Origin of the sequence: Micromonospora maris AB-18-032, from assembly GCF_000204155.1 — a bacterium.
GTDB classification, from domain to species: Bacteria; Actinomycetota; Actinomycetes; order Mycobacteriales; family Micromonosporaceae; genus Micromonospora; species Micromonospora gifhornensis.
The window spans coordinates 1,886,228-1,903,813 of the sequence record NC_015434.1; the positions used below are offsets into that span (position 1 = coordinate 1,886,228).

Sequence of the window (17,586 nt, forward strand, 5' to 3'; positions counted from 1 at the left end):
CCCACGCCGCAAACTCCGCTGGTCTCCAGTGGAGGCCGTCGCCTCACCGCAACCCGAATATCCCATTTATCAGATGGGTTTTGCCGAGCAGTAGATGCTGCTTGGATCGATGTTGTGGGGAGCTGGCGGCATCTGTCTCAGATTTTGATGGTGCCGGGAGCTCGCTCGATCTCGCGCACCGGAGAGGACCCCTCATGCAACACCCCGCACCTCTGCGCGCCAGCAACACCATCCTGCCGCGGCGCGACACCGACACCGGCGTGACCACCGCCGGGCGGGACCGCGTCGACCAGTTGCGACCGGTGGACGGTGACCTGTTCGACCGGCTGCGGCAGCAGCAGGTCGGCACGGTCACCGTGGTCACCGCGGTGGCCCGGAACAACCGGTCCGCCTGCCTGGGCGGCCTCGGCGCGACACCACGAGCCGGCTTCACCACGACCAGCTTCACCACCGTGTCGCTGGACCCGCCACGGGTGTCGTTCAGCCACGACACCGCCGCGCCCACCGCGCCGGTGCTGGACCGGGCCGAGCACGTCGCCGTACATCTGCTCGCCGCCAACCAGACCGAAGCGGCGACCGTCTTCGCCACCCCCGGCGTCGACCCGTTCGCCGCATACCCCTACTGGGAGGCCGGTCCGTTCGGGCTGCCGCTGCTGACCGGCGTGCTGGGCCGACTGCTCTGCCGGGTGGTGCACCGGATTCCCGTCGGCGACCACACGCTCGTCGTCGCCGAGCCGCTGGCGCTCTCCGTCGGCGTCGACGGAGACCCGCTGCTGCATCAGCCCGGCGGCTACGCCACGGCGACGCCGGCTGTCAGATGACAGTGGTGCGGATCAGCGAGGCTCCCAGGCATCGGGTTGGGTGGTCAGCCGTCGCACGTGGGCGGGCAACCGCCCACTGAGCACGTCGGCCAGGCTCACCTCGTCGACCACCCGCCGCAGCGAGGCGCGGACCGCCACCCAGAAGCCGGGCAGGTGCTGCGCCACACCCTCGTAGCTGGTCTCCTCGGGACGCAGACCCCGTACGCCGGCCAGTGGCCCCTCCACCGCCCGCAGCACCGCACCGACGGTCACCTCCCGGGGCGGCCGGGCCAGGGCGTAGCCGCCCTCCGCCCCGCGCTGGGCGCGAACGACACCGGCCCGACGCAGGTCGGCCAGCACCGCCTCCAGGAACTTGCGCGGCATGTCCTGCTCCGCGGAGATGGTCTGGGTGGACAGCAGTGCCGGGTACGCGGCCGCCAGGCTCAGCGCCGCCCGTACCGCATAGTCGCCACGCGCGGAGATCTGCACCCTGCCATCATGCCCAATCCGTCCCGCCGGCAGCGCCGCCGGGCCCGGTCGAATTCGTTCGTCACCCCTGGTGACTGTCGGTCCGGGCGTCGACCGGGGTACGCGGACGGACCATCGGACCCGGCCCGCGTTGGTCGCGGGCGGCGCGGAACGAGCCCGGACTGACCCCGACCTCACGGGTGAAGAACCGACCGAAGTTGGTCGGCTCGGTGAAGCCGAGCTGTCGACCGATCTGCGCGATCGGCTCGTCGGTGGCGGCGAGCAGCCGACCGGCCTGGAGCGCCACCCGCTCGTCGAGCACCTGTTTCGCGCTGCGCCCGGTCACCGCCAGGCAGGCCCGGGTGAGCGTACGCACCGAGCAGCCGAGCCGGTCGGCGTAATCCTCGACCCGACGGCTGTGCGAGAACCCGATCTCGACCTCACGCCGGAAGCGGTGGTAGGTGACCTCCTCCGGACGCGAGGGTCGCCAGTCGGCGTTCGGCAGCATGCTCAACCGCAGCAGCAGCACGCTCAGCTGATGGCGCAGCAGGCTCCGACCGGCCGGAGTGTCCCGGTGCCGGCGGGCGTCCACGGTCAACTGGCTCACCTCGTTGATGACCGCGTCCTCGTCCTCCCCGGCGAGCTGGAACCAGGCCGGCCCGTCGTCGGCGGCGACGTCCAACCCGTGCAGCGCCTCCGGGTGCCAGCGGATGACCGTGGCGTCCAGGTCGGGCAGGGCACAGCGCAGCACCTGGCCGGGCCGTACCCGTAGTAACGTGCCGGGCCGGCACGGCAGTGGGCGGAAATCGACCTCGGCGTACCCGTGACCGCTGGTGGCCAGCACGATCAGCTCCCGGTCGAGCAGCATCGGCCGGCGCCACCGTGGGTCGGGCGCGAGGCTGCAGAGCGTGACCGTTTCGATCTCGCCGGTGGGATCGAGCCGGGCGGGGGAGAGGTGACCGGAAGCGACCATCACCAGCGACGTTAGCCCGCCCGCCAGCGGTATGCATCTTCTCCGGCCCGCGCGTCCGCGTCCTCGTACCGGCTTGTCGTGGCCGGACACGACGACTAGGTTCCGATCGATAGCGCCCCGGCCGCGGTGCTGCTCGCGCGGGCACGGGTCGCCGATCCCGGCCGGCAGGCCGGCCTGCGAGAGGATGGGCATGACCGATCTGTTCTCGGTCCACGGCAAGACGGTCCTGGTCACCGGCGGGACGCGGGGGATCGGGCTGATGATCGCCCGAGGCTTCGTCGAGGCCGGCGCACGCGTGATCATTTCGTCCCGCAAGGCGGAGGCCTGCGCGGCGGTGGCCGAGGAACTGTCCGCGTACGGCAGGTGCGAGGCGATCCCCGCCGACCTGAGCAGCGACGAGGCCGCGCAGGCGCTCGCCGAGACGGTACGCGAGCGGGTCGACACCCTCGACGTGCTTGTCAACAATGCCGGCGCGACCTGGGGCGCACCGCTGGAGGAGTACCCGGAGAGCGCCTTCGACAAGCTCTGGGCGATCAACGTCAAGGCCGTCTTCCGGCTGACCACCGCACTGCTGCCGGCGCTGCGGGCCGCCGCCACCGACGACGACCCGGCCCGCGTGATCAACATCGGCTCGGTCGACGGCCTGCGGGTGCCGTCGATGGAGGTGTACGCCTACTCGGCGACCAAGGCGGCGGTGCACATGCTGACCCGCAGCCTGGCCCACCAGCTGGCCGGCGAGCGGATCACCGTCAACGCGATCGCGCCCGGCCCGTTCGAGAGCAGGATGATGGCGTTCGCGCTTGACGACCCGGGGTCGCGGGCCGCCATCGAGTCGCAGGTACCACTGGGACGAATCGGTCGACCCGAGGACATGGCGGGCACCGCGATCTACCTGGCGTCGCGGGCCGGCGCCTACCTGACCGGTGCGGTGATCCCGGTCGACGGAGGCATCACCACGCACGGCTGAGCCGGCGACCGGGCGGGGGGATCCGGGTCGCGTGGCCGATGGCGGGAGGCTGTCCGCGTACCGTCGGACATGCTGGGGCCGCGCGGACCCCGAAGGTCTGCGCGGCCCTGGCTCGGGTCGTGGTCAGCGCCCGGCGAGCAGCCGGTTGACCGCCGTGTCGACGTCCAGGTGCTCGGCCTCGCGACCGCGCGGGACGACGACGTAGGTGCGCCGCAGGAACCGCACCAGCACGCTGCGCGGCACCTCGAACAGGGCGTTGCCGTCCGGCGACGACAGCGCCAGCGCGACGAAGTCGCCGCGCGGAGTGGCCCATGGCCAGACCCGGACGTCGCCGATGCCGGCCGGTTCGTCGAGCCCGGTGACCAACAGCTCGCGGGCGAACGACCAACTCACCGCCTCGCCGCCGGCCGATTCGGCATGGAACAGGACATGGACCGCATACGGGTCAGCAGGGTCGTAGCGCAGGCTGGCACGCACCGGCAAGGCGGTGGCGTCAGGCGCGACTAGCCTTAGCGACGTCTCGACCTCAACGGTCGTCGGTCGGATGACACTCATGGACGTTCTCCCCCCGGCACCGCGTGCGGAACGCGCGTGTCCCGCTTTTCCCATACTCAGCCGCTACTCCTGGCTACGCTCCGCCATACGCTGACTTCACCCAGTGGTGGGAAGGGGGTCGGAAAGGCCACGAGAATGTGAAAATTCATCTAGGATTTCCGGTTCTGCCCAGTGCGTAGATCCCGCCCGGCATCGGGTGGTTCAGTCGTCGACTTACTCCGGTAACGTCCAGTCGGCCGTTACAGTGACGGGCCCGCGCCACACTAGGTGGTGAAATGGCCGCTGAGTGATCCTGAGTGGATCCCACGGCACGGCGGATCCGTCGATCGTCGCGGTCCGCGAGACGAACAGCGGGGGTACGGGGTGACGAAAAAGCAGGAGGCCCAGCGCGGCCGGTCAACAGCCGACCGCCGACCGACAGGCGGCGACCGCAACCGCCGCAACCCACGCCGCCCTGCCAACGGGCAAGCTCCCGCCCGACGGGGTAACCACCCCCTCATGCAGGATGAGCGAGTGCAGGCGGGCCAGGCCACACGGCGCGAGAGGAGGGGTGTCACCATGCCGGAACGACGTGACCGACCCCGCTGGCGTCGTCGGGTGTCCACCACCCTCGCACTGATCCGATCCAACCCCACCGGCCGGCTCGCCCTGCGGGTCATCATCGGGGTGCTCGGCGCCCTCGTCGTCGCCGTCGGCATCCTGCTCATCCCGCTACCCGGCCCCGGCTGGCTGATCGTGATCGCCGGCCTCGGCATCTGGGCCGTCGAGTTCCACTGGGCCAAACGACTGCTCACCTTCACCCGCCGCCACGTCCACGGCTGGGCCAACTGGGTGAAGCGACAATCACTGGCCGTACGCTTCGTGCTCGGCGCGGTCGGCATCGTCTTCGTCGGCGCGGTGGCCCTGATCTCGATCAAACTCAGCCTCGACATCGACGTGATCGCCCAGGTCCTGCACTACTTCGCGACGCACTGACCCCGGGTTCGCGGTCCGGTCGCACGATCGGGTAGAGTCATCCGCGCTGAGGGCGATTAGCTCAGCGGGAGAGCGCTTCGTTCACACCGAAGAGGTCACTGGTTCGATCCCAGTATCGCCCACGCAGCTCAGGCCACTTCCCGGCTCCGGGAGGTGGCCTTTCTGCTGCCCGTACAGCAGCGAAGTACAGCAGTTCGTCATCGCGTCAGGGATTCGCCGAGGCGCTTGAGAGCGTCTCTGGTCTTTGTCGATGTGACCTGCGTGTAGATCTCCATGGTCACGGAGAAGCGGGCGTGGCGGAGGATCTGCATGGCCACTCGCGGGTGGACGTCGAGGTCGGCCAGGAGGGTGGCGCAGGTGCGCCGCGCGTCGTGGACTGTGATTGGCTTCGCTGCCGCTTTGTCGCAGCGGGTCTGCCAGGAGCGCTGGAAGTTGCGCGGCTCGATAGGTGTGCCGTAGCGGGTGGTGAACACGAGGTCGTTCTCGTGCCACGCCTTACCGGCGGCTGCTCGTGCCTCGTCGCGTTGGTGTTTGCGCAGCCGGAGTGCTGCCAGGCAGATGTCGGGCAGTGGGAGGGTGGCGTCGGATGCCTGGGTCTTGGTGTCGCGGTGCAGGAACTGCCCGCGTACGCGTTGCAGTTGCCGGCCGATGGTCAGCTCGCCCGCGTCGAGGTCGACGTCGGCCCGGGTGAGGCCGAGGGCTTCGCCCTTACGCAGGCCGGTGACGAGGATCAGGGGCGTAGCGCGGGTCGGCGTCGGCGCGGGCGGATTCGAGGAACCTCCGTGCCTCGTCGCTGGACCAGGACTTGCCGCGTCGACGGCGGACGGTAGCGAGGGTGACCGGCACGGCCGGGTTGCGGGTGATGAGGTCTTCGGCTTGGGCGTGGGTGAGGGCGGCCCGCAGTGCGGCCCGGATGTCGCTGACCGTGCGGGTCGACGGGACGGCCTGGCAGCACCGGCCGACCGCGCAGCAGCGGCGTTTCTCCTTACGGCGGGCGGCGTCCTTGCCCTGGGCGCAGCACTGGCAGGTGCGGGCCACCTGGTTGAGCCAGGTCTGCACGTCGCGCGCCTGGAGCCGGTCGAGTCGCTTGGATCCGAGCCCGGGGGAGAGGTAACGGCGGACGAACGTCTCGTAGGTGGCGAAGGTCAGCGGCACCCGGTTCGGCTCGATGATCTCGGTGAGCCAGTAGGCGAGGAAGCTGCCCACGGTCGGCACACTGGTCGCCACCGGTCCCGCCTTGGCCTGCTGATGCAGTTTGATCCACTTGTCGTGGACGGTTTCACGGGTCTTGCCGTAGACGTATTTGCGGGTCCGCTTGCCGTCCGGCTTGGTGACCCAGACGTACGCGGCGAAGCCGTAGATCGAGCCTTCGCCGTTGGCGCGGGCACGGGCGGGCATCAGGCGGCCTCCGGCGGGGACGCTCCGGCTCCAGGATGGCCGGGGCTGCGCTGGCGGGTCACGGTCCGCGGTGGTTGCGGTAGGCCATCCCGTTTGCCATCGACCCGGGCGAGCCGAGCAGACCACCGCCCGACCCGCCAGCGTCCGTACGAGCCGTCAAGGCCGTCTTGACATGGCGGGCCGGGCGGCAGCCTGCTTCCCAGGAGGGCGGGTCGATGGCAGACAGCAGATGAGGGCCTAAGCTGCGTCGAGGCGCTGAGCATCGCGATCGGAAGGCCGGGGGATAGGCGCGGATCTTGGTCGAGTCCGATCTACTTGTACATGGTTTAGGCAAGAGCTCAGGGGAGGGTTTGGGGAAAGTGTTATTTACCTCGGTGTCGATCAAAAATTTTCGCTCAATCGTCGACTCTGGTGAGATGCCACTGGGCCCGGTGACTTTGCTCGTCGGTCGGAACAATTCAGGGAAGTCGACCATAATTCGCGCACTCTATCTCTCTCAGGAAGGGGCGCCGCGGGAAGAAGGTGACACTCGGGTTGGAGCTTCCCAATTCGAGATCAGCCTCAAGTTGGGCGATTGGCACAACTTTCTCGGGGTGGGTAACAGTAGGCTTGAGCCTGGATCTACTCTTCGCCTACGGGGAAGTCACGATTCGGTTAATGGCTGGACTGGCGAAAAGGGAAATTCCTATGTGCAGCTAGCCGCGAATGTTGAGCCAAGGAATGCGATATACCCAGTGCTGGCTAGCCGACGACAGTCGCGCTACGAAGAGCAGGTCCGACGCGAATCCGCCATCACTGTAAGCCCAACGGACTCAAATCTGGTTTCGAGGGTGATGGCTCTTGCTACTTCCGAAATTCCTGAGGCCCGTGCGTTCCGTGCCGCATGTCGAGATGTTCTTGGCATCAACTTAAATATTTTGACGAACGAGCACGGGCAGCAGCGGCTAGGCGTTCAGGTGGATAGGTTCACCGAAATACCGCTAAGCGCGATGGGCGCGGGTATTACTTCAGCTTTGAACTTGTTGCTCAGTCTCAGTTCCAGCCGCAACAAGCTGTTCCTGATTGAAGAGCCGGAGAATGACCTACATCCGCAGGCTCTGAAGGCCCTCTTGGATATAATCCTTGATGCCGCAGCTACCAACCAATTCGTAATATCAACTCACAGTAGCATCGTGATGGCTAAGCTCGGTGTTGTTCCTGGCGCTGTGGTCCTCCACAGTAGAAGCAACGGGGAGATTCCACCAACCAGTACCTATGAAGTAGTCGATTCGCCGGGCTCACGGCTATCCGTGATGCAGGATCTTGGCTATGAGTTGGCCGATCTCGATCTTGGGGAAGGTTGGCTAATTTTTGAGGAGTCCAGCGCCGAACGCCTAGCAAGGGAGTTTCTTATTCCCTGGTTCGCTCCGCGGCTGCTTCGTCTTAGAACGCTGGCCGCCAGCGGCACCTCACGACTTGAGCCGATTATGCAAGACTACTTAGAACTATTTTTGTTCGCTCACCTTGAACCGATGTATCGCGGTCGAGCATGGGTCATCGCAGACGGAGACGAGTCGGGCGTCTCGGTCATCGAAAGACTAAAGCGGAAATTTTCCGGGTGGCCACCTGACCGGTTCATCAATTTCGACCGCGCCGACTTTGAGCTCTACTATCCTTCGTTTTTCAAGGAGGATGCTGAACGTGCACTTGCACAAGCAGACAAGAAGAAGCGTCGGGAAGCGAAGCGCCTGCTTCTTGGCAAGGTTCTCGCCTGGATTGCCGAAGACGAATCTGGGGCAAAGGAGGCTTTTGCTGAATCTGCGTCGGAGGTGATTGATAAGCTGCGCGCAATTGAAAGGTCCTTGCTTGATCTCGGTCGGGTTCCTAACGGTGTGGCCGACCACTAAGTATCGATTCGAGATGCCGAGTCCCGTCCGACAACGTGAGGACTTACAATGGCAAATGAAATTCCCGACATGGTTACTCCGATCGAGATCGTCACCTCGGTTGAGGGCAGTGAGATCCGCGCACGGCTAGCCGGGAAGACGATCGTTAGCGCTGTCTGGGCAGCGGGAGTGCACGATCCACGTGAATGGCAGGCTCAGGTGCATGGTGTGGCTCTGGAAGCACTCGCGGAGGCGATCAAGCATGCATACAACCCTGAACTCTGGCAGCGCCTTCCGTCAGCAGCGGCGAACACTGTGACATGACGTTCGTCAGCAAGAAGTCAGCAAGAGGTCTGGTGTCACCCGCCGGCAAGTGACGTGCTGCCTCCGGCGGGGCGCTCCGGCTCCAGGATGGCCGGGGCACCGTCGGCGTGTTGCGGTCCGTGGGTGGTTGCGTGGGCGATCCCGCCTGCCGTCGACCCGGGCAAGCCGAGCAGAGCACCGCCTGACCCGCCAGCGGACGTGCCGTCGTCAAGGTGTGCTTGACGTGGCGCGCCGGGCGGCGGCCCGCTCCCCAGGAGGGCGGGTCGACGGCACACGGAATGGGAACGGTTACTTGAAGATTGCGATGGGATGCACAATTACATCTGGGTGCGTGAACGACAAGTCATCGTCGTCGAATGGGACCCGCAGATGGGCGGCGCCCTCCTGCATGTGCTTCATCGCTTCGGTAACCGTTTCAACCTCAATCGGAACCGGTGGAGCGTTTTTCAAAATGCGCAGAAGGGACTCTTTTTCATTTGGCCGTAGGATGGTGCGAACTTGTGCTATTACTTGGTAGCGTTCTTCAATGTTGCTCAAGCCTGATACCAGATAATTGGCGGAAAGTCGGGCGATAATGCGTGGTCTTGAAACGCCGTTGGGGCGAAGATAGACAGCTACCGACAGATTGCCATCATTTCCCGTGATCCAAGACTCCATCATCTTCGCCTGACGCTTGTTGGAGGCGTTGTCCTGTTGTCTGGTCCCAAACATGGCAGGATTGTCCGCGAAAGACGAAAATGCAGTTACGAGCTTGTAAAGAGGGCTCGTGTAGACATCGGCAGTGAAGTGAATGGTGTCGCCTGCGGAGATTTGATCTCGCACCTGCATATCCCACTCGTCGAAGGATCCTATAGCGCCCTCGTCTGTCAGTCGCTGTAGCCACGATTCGAACGAAGAGAACCTTGTTCTCGTCCTGACGAGCTCCTCCTGAATGCTGCCTTGCCGCTTTTTGGACCCACCTACGCGGGTGCCCTTGAATCCTAACCCGGCGTCAACTCCACCTTCAGACGCCTCGCTGGTCTTTTCGAGAATTTGGTCAACTTGACCAGCTTCGAACGCCGATAGAGAGTTGAGGACGCTATCGTGGTTCAGATAAATAAACTCTCGATGAAGGTTCTTTTTTGGTTTCTGGTACGTTCCCACTGCATCCCTCGTCCTACATAGACAGACCGTATGGCTACGCAGGGCCACTGTAGCGAGCTCCGTCTACCTCCACCTGGTGTGACCTCTGAGTCCGGCTGGGTTTGCTGCGGGAGACCAAGGGGTGACGGCATCGAGCCCGAACGACGACAGCCCTCGACGCGAGAGCCCGCACGAGGGTCGGGACAGCATCGCCGCTGGGCGCAGCAGTGGCCCTTGGTTCCGCTTCAACGTGTGATCGTTCGGCGGCCGTGAGGGAGCGCAGCTTTGGTGGATTGTACCTTTCTATCCACTTGCTCCGACCGGCCATCATCGTGCTTATGGAGGCGGTGACAGCTCTATTTGGTGCGGTCATAGGCGGATTGCTGGTCCTGATCGGCGAGGTCCTCCGCCGCCGATCAGAGCGGCGAGACCGCGCAGTGGACAGAGTCCTTGCCGCGAGTGCGACCTTCGCCATGGTCATCAACAAGACATGTGGGGAGATGATCGACGCCAGGTTTCATGAGATGCCACGGCCGGCCTCGGCCCTTCGTGCCGAGCGCCATGAAGCGACCACTAACTTCTTCATGACGCCAGCACCGCCAGGGCTGCATGATGCAGGCCGGCGCCTTGTTTACGCCTACCACGATCTGTACGACCACTTCGACGATGATGACGCTTGGTCCAAGGCATGGGACAGCTACAGGGCCACCATTCGGCAGTTCGAGGCGACCGTAAGGGCCGTATCAGGTCTCGGCCTCGGCTTATGGGACCCTAGCGGAGTCAGAGGCAGATTGCGCCGCCTCAATGGCGGGGTGGGTGAGGTGCCCTCGCCGTCTATTCGCCCTTACGGTTGGCGGCGAGGCAGCGGGAACGGCACCAGCGTACCCAGCTAGCTAAGTGGCTGACCTGCATGACAGCCGAAACCTGGCTGGACGACGGTGGGCACCGGTGGACGGGTGCCGCCAGTAACCGCAGACTGACAGATGCATCAGTGGACCCTGCTGGAGGGAACGCCCAGAACTTACAAGCGAGGGGTCAACTTGCTTGGAGTGGTCGGCTCCGGTGGTAGGTCTGTGCCTGGTGGTTATGCCGATGGTGGGGGAGGGGTGAGCCAGGCGAGGGGTTGTCCGGTGAGGGCGGCGTCGGCGAGGCGGTGGGCGCTGGTGGTTTTGAGTGCCGTGCGTGAGCTGTCGATCCAGCGTTGCACGTTGTCTATGCCCTGGTGGCGGTACTCGACTGCTTGGATGAGGCATTCCAGTTTGTCGGCGTCGCGGGCGACGATGGCCTCTGGTGTCTCTCCTGCTTCGTATTCGGCGACGGCGGCGTTGATGAGGTCAGCGACGGCGGGTGGGCAGGCGGCGACCTGGTCGGCGGTGACGGTGGTGTTGGGTGCGGCGGTGAGGTAGCGCTTGGCGATGTGTGGGATGTCGGTGATGCGGGTTTCCTGGGTGTCGTGCAGGACGCACAGCATCGATACGCGGGCCGGGTCGGCACCTTCCATGGCGGCGAGCATCATCCCGATGAGCGCGGTGCGGAAGGAGTGTTCGGCGATGGATTCGGGGTGCTTGATGCCGGCGAACCACCAGCCGGTGCGGGCGGCGCGTTTGAGTACGCCGGCCTCGAAGATGAAGCGTATGGCTCCGGCGGCGTCGTGGTCGTCGTTCATGTGCCCGTCCCTGTGCCGGTGACTCCGTCTGCTCGCAGGCTGTAGACGATAGAGGTTAGTTCCTGCCGGGATTGTGGAGAGATGTGGTCGCTGTCCAGGATCCGGGTACTGCGTTTGAGGAGTACGCGGCTCTCGGCAGGGTTGTCGAGGGTGAGTCTGCGGCGTACGGCGAGCAGAGCCCAGATGTTGTGGACGTTGAGGTCGACGAAGGGGTGCGTGGGGTCGAGGCGCTGGACCAGCGTCGGCGAGGGAGCGGCGGTCGAGGGGTTGCGGTTAGGGCGCCTCCGGCGGGGGCGCTCAGGCTCCAGGATGGCCGGGCTCCGTCGGCGGGTCGCGGTCCGTGGGTGGTTGCGGTAGGCCACCCCGCCTACCATCGACCCGGGCAAGCCGAGCAGACCACCACCCGACCCGCCAGCGTCCGAACGTGCGTCAAGGTCCGCTTGACGTGGCGGGCCGGGCGGCGGCCCGCCTCCAGGAGGGCGGGCCGATGGCAAACGAAGATGGCAGGAGCCGCACTACTTCGTTGCCAGCATCCTGGCACGCTCAATGTGGTTAGCGATTGTTACGGAGCCCTTCCGGATGTCGTCAGCAGCGCTCGTGTAATCAACTCGGCCGTGGGCAACCATATTTCGAAGGTTCAGAACGCTCGTCAGCGACTCACGCTCGGAGTCGCTCAGTCTGGCTAGCTGAGCATAATGCTTGAACAAAACGCCAATGGGAATCTCTCGCTTTGCGTGCTCTGAACTCTCGGCTACCGCAGTCCGAATCTGAGTCTCAAGTTCTCCCCAAAGAGTGAGGAAGTCGGCAGCTCTGACCCTATCCTGAATTACATGGGCCATTTTTCCTGCCTCATTCGTGGCCTGCTTTGCGCGGAAGAAAGCGGAACCGGCCACGACCGCTGACGCTGTTGCCACCATCAGGCCAATGCTGGCCGCAATTTGGTCAGCGCGGTCAAGTGGTATATCGCCGTCCCAGCCGCCTGAAAGGAGGATGGCAATGAGTGCAGAAGCGGATGTCGCTAGAGCGGTAATAACAACCACAAAGGCTCGATAGCGTCTCCGTGTGGCTTCTTTGCGGTCCAACACGGCAGCTGAAATTACGCCGAGCTCCATCAGGGCTGCCCGCACGTCCGAAGAGGAGATTTTGTTTGACCCTTCCCCCGCCGCTCGACTGGCGGCCAGGGACAGGGCCTCCGAGCGCAACTCCATCAAGGTGTTGGTCAGAAGTTCCTTCCCGTCCTCCGTGAGTTGGAGGTCTGGGCTTCCGCGATCATTTGCTGTCATGTCTGCGACCCCTTGTTAAAGAATGCAAGCGCCAGGGCGCCGCAGACTACGAATCCGATCGCTCCCCACGGTTCGGTCAAGTTGTTGGTGAAGAACCCGCCTACGAAGGTTGCCGCAAGGCTGCCGAGCATCCAGTTTCGACGGTCAGCTGCCTTGCCGGATTGGGCGTAGCCGATCCGCTGCAGGGTTTCCGCGTCGTGGATCATCCCCGGCGTGATCATGGGAGCCGCGAGCCCGGGATTGGCGGCGGCCTCAAGGCGGCTTGCCTCGTTGAGGAGCGCGCGACCGTGTTTGGCAAGAGCTTCGGCAAGGGCCTGGTGGGTGGCACCATGGAGATCGGACGCGCCAGGTACGACCACATGCAACGCGTCGTCCCGTCTATCCGGGCTGGAGCCTGCGCTTCCTGCACCCGGTTGGGGAAGGCCCTTCCTGGTCCTACTCCCTAGAGCTTTGTTGCCAGTGCTGACATCCCTCGGTGCGACTTCATCAGTCACTTCGGGGCCTCCCGACGCATGACTACCCTGGCCCTCGGGCGCTGGAGGGCGAGCGGTCATTGGATGACGCACCAACATGACGGTAGGCGGAACACCTCCGGGGTGTCGCCGTAGAAGGTACAGCACAAGCGCCAGGGGCACGAAGGGTGATCGCACGCCTAGGCAAGGAGAAACGGTTCCAGGCAGCCGGCTTGCCTCCGTCGGCGAGCACCAGGCCGCCGGCATGCCCATCGCTCAGTTGTCGAGCGGCGACAGCGAAAGGCTCCGGAGGGTGCTCCACGACCTCTGGCGCGCCTTGGGCGTCGGGCTTCCGTACGACGACGTTTCCGGGACGGAACCTCATCACCGAATCTGATCGTTCTCGCATGGAGGTCGCGGACAGCAGCGGTGACAGCAGCGGCCGGGAGGAGAGCAGCCGCCAGCGGCCGCAGGCAGCCAGCCGTCTGAGGTTGCGTATGCGGACGAACTCCACCGGACGGCGCGACCAGAACTCACAAGCGAGGGGTCACTCTTGGTCGGTTTGTGGCGAAGGTCGGAAGCATTCGCCTGGCGGTTGCGGCATTAGCTGTCGTGGTGGGGCGCGTCGAGACGATGGGCGGGAGTACCGTCGACTGTGGTGGTCTGCCGGGTAGTGGCTGGTGGTCCGCTGCCCAGACCGCTACCTGGGAGACGATGATGAGCGAACCTGCGGCCTTCGGTGCGCGCCTTCGGATGTATCGCGAGCGTGCGGGAAAGACCCGACCGGTTCTCGGTGGGCTGGTGGGGCGTAGCGCGGAGTGGGTCAAGGCGTTGGAGAATGGTCGGCTACTGCCGCCTCGTCTGCCCATGTTGCTGCGGCTGGCCGAGGTGCTCGACATCTCGGATCTTGCGGATCTGACTGGCGATCAGTCGTTGCCGGTGGTGTCGGTGACCAGGGCGGGGCATTCCGAGGTCGGCAAGGTGGCGGCGGTGATGCAGCGGGCGTCGGTGCCGGGGGGCGCGGTGACACCGGTTGTCGTGATGCGCGATCTGGTGGATCAGGCATGGGCGTTGTGGCATCGGTCGACGACTGAGCGTACGGCGGTGGCGGCGGTGCTTCCGGGGTTGCTGACGGATGCGCAGCGGAGCGCTCGGATGCTCGATGGCGGAGACCGTCGGCTGGCGTCGGCGGAGTTGGCGCGGGTGTATCACCTGGTGCAGTTGTACCTGGCGCACCAGCCGTATCCGGAACTGGTGTGGCTCGCCGCCGACCGGGCGATGTCGGCCGCCCAGGACGCCGACGACCCGGCGGCGACGGCGGTGGCTGCCTGGTACTACGCGCACGTCTATCGGGGCGCGAACCAGGTCGACGCCGCCGAGCAGGTGCTGGCCGAGGCTGCGGATCTGGTCGATCCGGCGGCGGGTGGTGAGCAGTTGGCGCGATGGGGTCAGGTGCAACTCGGTATCGCGCTGGGCCACAGCAAGGCTGGCCGGGCCGGTCGGGCGTGGCGGGCGTGGGATGCCGCCGACTCGGCCGCGAGCCGACTCGGCGGTGGGTACGTCCATCCGTGGCTGATGTTCGGATCGGCGGCGTGTGCGGCGTACGCGGTCACCATCGAGACGGACCTGTGCCGCACGGGTGAGGCGGTGCGGCGGGCCGACGCAACCGACTATCGGGCGTTGCCCTCGCAGACCCGCCGGGCTGCGGCGCTGATCGATGCCGCTCGGGCGCACATGCTGGACCGTGGCGAGGTCGCGGCGGTGCACCTGCTCGGCCGGGCACTGCGGGAGAGCGTCGACACGGTGCGACACAACCCGTACGCCCGCACTGTCGCCCTGGAACTGTCGAACCGGCCGGGCACGGTCGGTGAGGACGCCCGAGAGTTGGCCTTGGCCATCGGCATTATCGGGTAACTCTCCCTGAGGTACAAACTCTCCCTGCCACAGCCGGTGACCACTCGTAGCGTTCCCGTCACTGGCGGCGGCGAGCCTGTGCCTGCCTGACACCCGATAGAGCCGGACGGAGTCTCGTCGCCGCCCCCTGTTGCTCGATCGAGGGGGCGTGTTTGTGGCGACCTGGTCTGAACTGTGCGCGTCGATGCGGTGGCTGTTTCGGCGGCCTCAACCGCCGCCACCGCCCGGGACCGGGCAGCGGTACCAGGACGTTGAACAGGCGGCGGCGCAACAGCGGCTGCTCGACCACGCGAGGCAACTACGGCGGTGCCAGGGCCACCACGATTCGGCAGCTCGGCTCAGCCCACGCCGATCGGAGGGCCTCCGGTGATCCGACGCGTGGCCGATTCGTCCGGGCGGTCATCTCTGAGCGGCCGGCGCGTCTCCTACGACGAGTACCTGTCGGCTACTGCGTTGACCTTTGCCCGTCGGCATCGGCCGGTCTGGTGTTGGCGGCGGTGGCGGTGGACCTGTCGATGTGGGTCCGATCTGCCCTGCCGTGCCCGGCACCGAATTCCGATCAATCGCGGGCACTGGCCGCAGGAGAGTGAGCAGTGGCCGGCGGGCCGGAACGGACGATCCTCGCCGTACACGTTCGTGGGCTCGACGGCATGTGTGCTGGTTGCCGGGTGTGGTGGGCGCGGCTGGTGCCGTACCCGTGCTGGCAGGTGGAATGGGCGACCAGTCGGCAGGCTCGCGCGAGCGTGGCCCGGTTCCTCGGCGGTGTGCGGTGACCAGCCACGGCCCGGTGATGCCGATCTGGAGCTGCGGTGGCTGTGACCTGCCCTGGCCGTGCCCGACGCGGCGGCGGGAGTTGCGCGCGGAGTACGCGGACGCGCCGGTGTCGCTGGCTCTCTATCCCGGTGTCTGTCTCGTCCAGGCTGCCGAGGACATGCCCTGGGCACCGGCCGGTGCGCTGCACCGGCGCTTCATCGGTTGGGCCAGGCAGTCACCGGAAGTACAGCAGCGAAGTACAGCAACCGTGCCAGCTGAACCCGACCGGCAGGAGCGCCACCAGGCCGGATGACCTCGTACGACACCCGATCCGACCGGCCTGCCGTGAGTTACAAGCGAGGGGTCAACCTGCTTCAGGTGATCGGCTCGATGGTAGGTCTGTGCCTGGTGCTGGTGGTTATGCCGGTGGTGGGGGAGGGGTGAGCCAGGCGAGGGGTTGTCCGGTGAGGGCGGCGTCGGCGAGGCGGTGAGCGCTGGTGGTCTTGAGTGCCGCGCGTGAGCTGTCGATCCAGCGTTGCACGTTGTCTATGCCCTGGTGGCGGTACTCGACTGCTTGGATGAGGCATTCCAGTTTGTCGGCGTCGCGGGCGACGATGGCCTCTGGTGTCTCTCCTGCTTCGTATTCGGCGACGGCGGCGTTGATGAGGTCAGCGACGGCGGGTGGGCAGGCGGCGACCTGGTCGGCGGTGACGGTGGTGTTGGGCGCGGCGGTGAGGTAGCGCTTGGCGATGTGTGGGATGTCGGTGATCCGGGTTTCCTGGGTGTCGTGCAGAACGCACAGCATCGATACCCGGGCCGGGTCGGCACCTTCCATGGCGGCGAGCATCATCCCGATGAGCGCGGTGCGGAAGGAGTGTTCGGCGATGGATTCGGGGTGCTTGATGCCGGCGAACCACCAGCCGGTGCGGGCGGCGCGTTTGAGTACGCCGGCCTCGAAGATGAAGCGTATGGCTCCGGCGGCGTCGTGGTCGTCGTTCATGTGCCCGTCCCTGTGCCGGTGACTCCGTCTGCTCGCAGGCTGTAGACGATAGAGGTTAGTTCCTGCCGGGATTGTGGAGAGATGTGGTCGCTGTCCAGGATCCGGGTACTGCGTTTGAGGAGCGCGCGGCTCTCGGCGGGGTTGTCGAGGGTGAGCCTGCGGCGTACGGCGAGCAGAGCCCAGATGTTGTGGACGTTGAGGTCGACGAAGGGGTGCGTGGGGTTGAGGCGCTGGACCAGGTGCCGGAAGAGAACCGAGCCGTGCCAGTCTGCGAGCGGTGCAGGCATGAATGAGTCGTCGTGTTGGCGGTACGGGATCTCGCCGACCCAGTAGGCCGAGTAGTTGAGGGCTGCTCGCTCGCAGGCGTCGTCCGGATGCGCGCGGGCGAGGAAGTCTCGTAAGGGTTCCGGGTCGCCCTGGTTCGCAAGGGATGTGACGACGGAGCGGGCGTCGGGCCACAGCGGTGACCAGGTTCGGAACGTGATCGCCCTGCGGGTACGGGTGGTGGTCTGGGAGAGCCATCCTGCGGCTGTCCTGGTGGGGTCCATGCCGGCGAGGAAGCACGCTTGTCGATGCAGCAGAACGCTCGGGTCACGTCCGGCGGCTGCCCGTTCGGCGAGTATGTGAAGCCGGGTGAAGAACGCGCGTTGCTCGTCGGCGGGCAGGGCCGGCCCCGACGCCACCGGACCTCGCCGGGCATGGGCGACGGGTATGCCTCTGGCGAAGGTCGGTGTCTGCCCGAGAACAGCCCAGAGGATCAGATCGGTCAGACGGTGGGTGAGTACGCACCAGCCGAGCGGCTGTTCGGCGATGTCGCACCGATCCACCTGGCCGTCCAGGACTGCGGCGAGGATGAAGTCTGCCTCGGCGGCGTCGTCGAGTGCGGCGAGCAGGGTCACGTTCGCTCCGAGCCGACCGAGCCTGCGTCGGACGGCGAACGCCTGCCCGAGCGGTACCGCCGTGAAGGGCCGACGCCCGGACTCCCAGCTCTGCGAAGTACAGCAACCGTGCCAGCTGAACCCGACCGGCAGGAGCGCCACCAGGCCGGATGACCTCGTACGACACCCGATC

Annotated in this window: 16 protein-coding genes, 1 tRNA gene and 4 pseudogenes; 10 read left to right on the plus strand and 11 right to left on the minus strand. The window is 65.9% G+C overall.

Going from position 1 to position 17,586, the window contains the following annotated elements; translation table 11 throughout:
- Positions 1-194 precede the first annotated feature (194 nt).
- Positions 195-821, plus strand: coding sequence for a flavin reductase family protein (locus VAB18032_RS08710; protein WP_013732430.1), 627 nt, complete (start codon positions 195-197; stop codon positions 819-821).
- A 12-nt stretch (positions 822-833) separates the two neighbouring features.
- On the opposite strand, the gene VAB18032_RS08715 is transcribed toward VAB18032_RS08710, so the two are convergent.
- Positions 834-1,289 (minus strand): RrF2 family transcriptional regulator, encoded by a 456-nt coding sequence (locus VAB18032_RS08715; protein WP_013732431.1) that lies wholly within the window; start codon positions 1,287-1,289, stop codon positions 834-836.
- A gap of 61 nt (positions 1,290-1,350) precedes the next feature.
- Positions 1,351-2,241, minus strand: a complete 891-nt coding sequence (locus VAB18032_RS08720) for a helix-turn-helix domain-containing protein (protein WP_013732432.1) — start codon at positions 2,239-2,241, stop codon at positions 1,351-1,353.
- A 190-nt stretch (positions 2,242-2,431) separates the two neighbouring features.
- On the opposite strand from VAB18032_RS08720, the gene VAB18032_RS08725 reads away from it, so the two are divergent.
- On the plus strand, positions 2,432-3,208 hold the full coding sequence (locus tag VAB18032_RS08725) for a glucose 1-dehydrogenase (RefSeq protein ID WP_013732433.1): 777 nt from the start codon (positions 2,432-2,434) through the stop codon (positions 3,206-3,208).
- Between the two features lie 123 nt (positions 3,209-3,331).
- Here VAB18032_RS08725 and VAB18032_RS08730 read toward each other — a convergent pair whose 3' ends face one another.
- Positions 3,332-3,763 (minus strand): SsgA family sporulation/cell division regulator, encoded by a 432-nt coding sequence (locus tag VAB18032_RS08730; protein WP_007457244.1) that lies wholly within the window; start codon positions 3,761-3,763, stop codon positions 3,332-3,334.
- A gap of 300 nt (positions 3,764-4,063) precedes the next feature.
- Here VAB18032_RS08730 and VAB18032_RS33470 point away from each other — a divergent pair, with 300 nt between their 5' ends.
- Positions 4,064-4,738: a TIGR02611 family protein gene (locus VAB18032_RS33470; protein WP_415877996.1), complete on the plus strand. Its 675-nt coding sequence runs from the start codon at positions 4,064-4,066 to the stop codon at positions 4,736-4,738.
- 50 nt (positions 4,739-4,788) lie between these two features.
- A tRNA-Val gene (locus VAB18032_RS08740) sits at positions 4,789-4,860 on the plus strand.
- A 75-nt stretch (positions 4,861-4,935) separates the two neighbouring features.
- Here the strand turns inward: VAB18032_RS08740 and VAB18032_RS33320 are convergent.
- A pseudogene (locus VAB18032_RS33320) lies at positions 4,936-6,136 on the minus strand (tyrosine-type recombinase/integrase).
- 374 nt (positions 6,137-6,510) lie between these two features.
- Between VAB18032_RS33320 and VAB18032_RS33640 the strand changes: the two are divergent.
- The 3 genes and pseudogenes from VAB18032_RS33640 to VAB18032_RS31550 form a co-directional block, all read left to right on the plus strand.
- Positions 6,511-6,684: pseudogene (locus VAB18032_RS33640) on the plus strand (AAA family ATPase); the annotation flags it as partial.
- Between the two features lie 285 nt (positions 6,685-6,969).
- On the plus strand, positions 6,970-8,022 hold the full coding sequence (locus VAB18032_RS30560; protein ID WP_232510759.1) for an ATP-dependent nuclease: 1,053 nt from the start codon (positions 6,970-6,972) through the stop codon (positions 8,020-8,022).
- 48 nt (positions 8,023-8,070) lie between these two features.
- Positions 8,071-8,325, plus strand: coding sequence for a hypothetical protein (locus tag VAB18032_RS31550; RefSeq protein ID WP_148272221.1), 255 nt, complete (start codon positions 8,071-8,073; stop codon positions 8,323-8,325).
- A 288-nt stretch (positions 8,326-8,613) separates the two neighbouring features.
- On the opposite strand, the gene VAB18032_RS31555 is transcribed toward VAB18032_RS31550, so the two are convergent.
- From VAB18032_RS31555 to VAB18032_RS08755, 5 genes and pseudogenes are all read right to left on the minus strand, one after another.
- The gene (locus tag VAB18032_RS31555) at positions 8,614-9,468 is read right to left on the minus strand and encodes a DUF6414 family protein (RefSeq protein WP_148272222.1); all 855 of its coding nucleotides are present in this window, start codon (positions 9,466-9,468) and stop codon (positions 8,614-8,616) included.
- 1,063 nt (positions 9,469-10,531) lie between these two features.
- Positions 10,532-11,113 carry an HD domain-containing protein gene (locus VAB18032_RS08750; RefSeq protein ID WP_013732436.1) on the minus strand — a complete coding sequence of 194 codons (582 nt, stop codon included), beginning with the start codon at positions 11,111-11,113 and terminating at the stop codon, positions 10,532-10,534.
- Positions 11,110-11,352: pseudogene (locus VAB18032_RS32770) on the minus strand (transcriptional regulator); the annotation flags it as partial. The pseudogene VAB18032_RS32770 and the gene VAB18032_RS08750, both read right to left, overlap by 4 nt.
- A gap of 276 nt (positions 11,353-11,628) precedes the next feature.
- Positions 11,629-12,396, minus strand: a complete 768-nt coding sequence (locus VAB18032_RS31565; RefSeq protein ID WP_148272223.1) for a hypothetical protein — start codon at positions 12,394-12,396, stop codon at positions 11,629-11,631.
- On the minus strand, positions 12,393-12,761 hold the full coding sequence (locus tag VAB18032_RS08755; RefSeq protein WP_148272224.1) for a hypothetical protein: 369 nt from the start codon (positions 12,759-12,761) through the stop codon (positions 12,393-12,395). The genes VAB18032_RS31565 and VAB18032_RS08755 overlap by 4 nt, the downstream gene beginning before the upstream one ends.
- An 804-nt stretch (positions 12,762-13,565) precedes the next feature.
- On the opposite strand from VAB18032_RS08755, the gene VAB18032_RS08765 reads away from it, so the two are divergent.
- The 3 genes and pseudogenes from VAB18032_RS08765 (at position 13,566) to VAB18032_RS30580 (ending at position 15,828) form a co-directional block, all read left to right on the plus strand.
- Complete coding sequence (locus VAB18032_RS08765; RefSeq protein WP_043720139.1) at positions 13,566-14,762, plus strand: helix-turn-helix domain-containing protein; 1,197 nt, start codon at positions 13,566-13,568, stop codon at positions 14,760-14,762.
- A 401-nt stretch (positions 14,763-15,163) separates the two neighbouring features.
- Positions 15,164-15,535 (plus strand): annotated as a pseudogene (locus tag VAB18032_RS33325) (hypothetical protein).
- Entirely contained in the window at positions 15,532-15,828 is a 297-nt protein-coding gene (locus tag VAB18032_RS30580; RefSeq protein ID WP_013732441.1) for a hypothetical protein, read from the plus strand. The pseudogene VAB18032_RS33325 and the gene VAB18032_RS30580 overlap by 4 nt, the downstream one beginning before the upstream one ends.
- Before the next feature lie 105 nt (positions 15,829-15,933).
- On the opposite strand, the gene VAB18032_RS08770 is transcribed toward VAB18032_RS30580, so the two are convergent.
- Both VAB18032_RS08770 and VAB18032_RS08775 read right to left on the minus strand, forming a co-directional pair.
- Positions 15,934-16,515, minus strand: a complete 582-nt coding sequence (locus VAB18032_RS08770; RefSeq protein WP_013732443.1) for an HD domain-containing protein — start codon at positions 16,513-16,515, stop codon at positions 15,934-15,936.
- Entirely contained in the window at positions 16,512-17,555 is a 1,044-nt protein-coding gene (locus VAB18032_RS08775) for a hypothetical protein (RefSeq protein WP_013732444.1), read from the minus strand. The genes VAB18032_RS08770 and VAB18032_RS08775 overlap by 4 nt, the downstream gene beginning before the upstream one ends.
- Positions 17,556-17,586: the final 31 nt, after the last annotated feature.

Coding starts and splice junctions, on each gene's coding strand:
- VAB18032_RS08710 (WP_013732430.1), top strand. CDS start 195: ATGCAACACCCCGCACCTCTGCGCGCCAGCAACACCATCCTGCCGCGG.
- VAB18032_RS08720 (WP_013732432.1), bottom strand. CDS start 2,241: ATGGTCGCTTCCGGTCACCTCTCCCCCGCCCGGCTCGATCCCACCGGC.
- VAB18032_RS08725 (WP_013732433.1), top strand. CDS start 2,432: ATGACCGATCTGTTCTCGGTCCACGGCAAGACGGTCCTGGTCACCGGC.
- VAB18032_RS08730 (WP_007457244.1), bottom strand. CDS start 3,763: ATGAGTGTCATCCGACCGACGACCGTTGAGGTCGAGACGTCGCTAAGG.
- VAB18032_RS30560 (WP_232510759.1), top strand. CDS start 6,970: ATGGCTCTTGCTACTTCCGAAATTCCTGAGGCCCGTGCGTTCCGTGCC.
- VAB18032_RS31550 (WP_148272221.1), top strand. CDS start 8,071: ATGGCAAATGAAATTCCCGACATGGTTACTCCGATCGAGATCGTCACC.
- VAB18032_RS08750 (WP_013732436.1), bottom strand. CDS start 11,113: ATGAACGACGACCACGACGCCGCCGGAGCCATACGCTTCATCTTCGAG.
- VAB18032_RS31565 (WP_148272223.1), bottom strand. CDS start 12,396: ATGACAGCAAATGATCGCGGAAGCCCAGACCTCCAACTCACGGAGGAC.
- VAB18032_RS08765 (WP_043720139.1), top strand. CDS start 13,566: ATGAGCGAACCTGCGGCCTTCGGTGCGCGCCTTCGGATGTATCGCGAG.
- VAB18032_RS08770 (WP_013732443.1), bottom strand. CDS start 16,515: ATGAACGACGACCACGACGCCGCCGGAGCCATACGCTTCATCTTCGAG.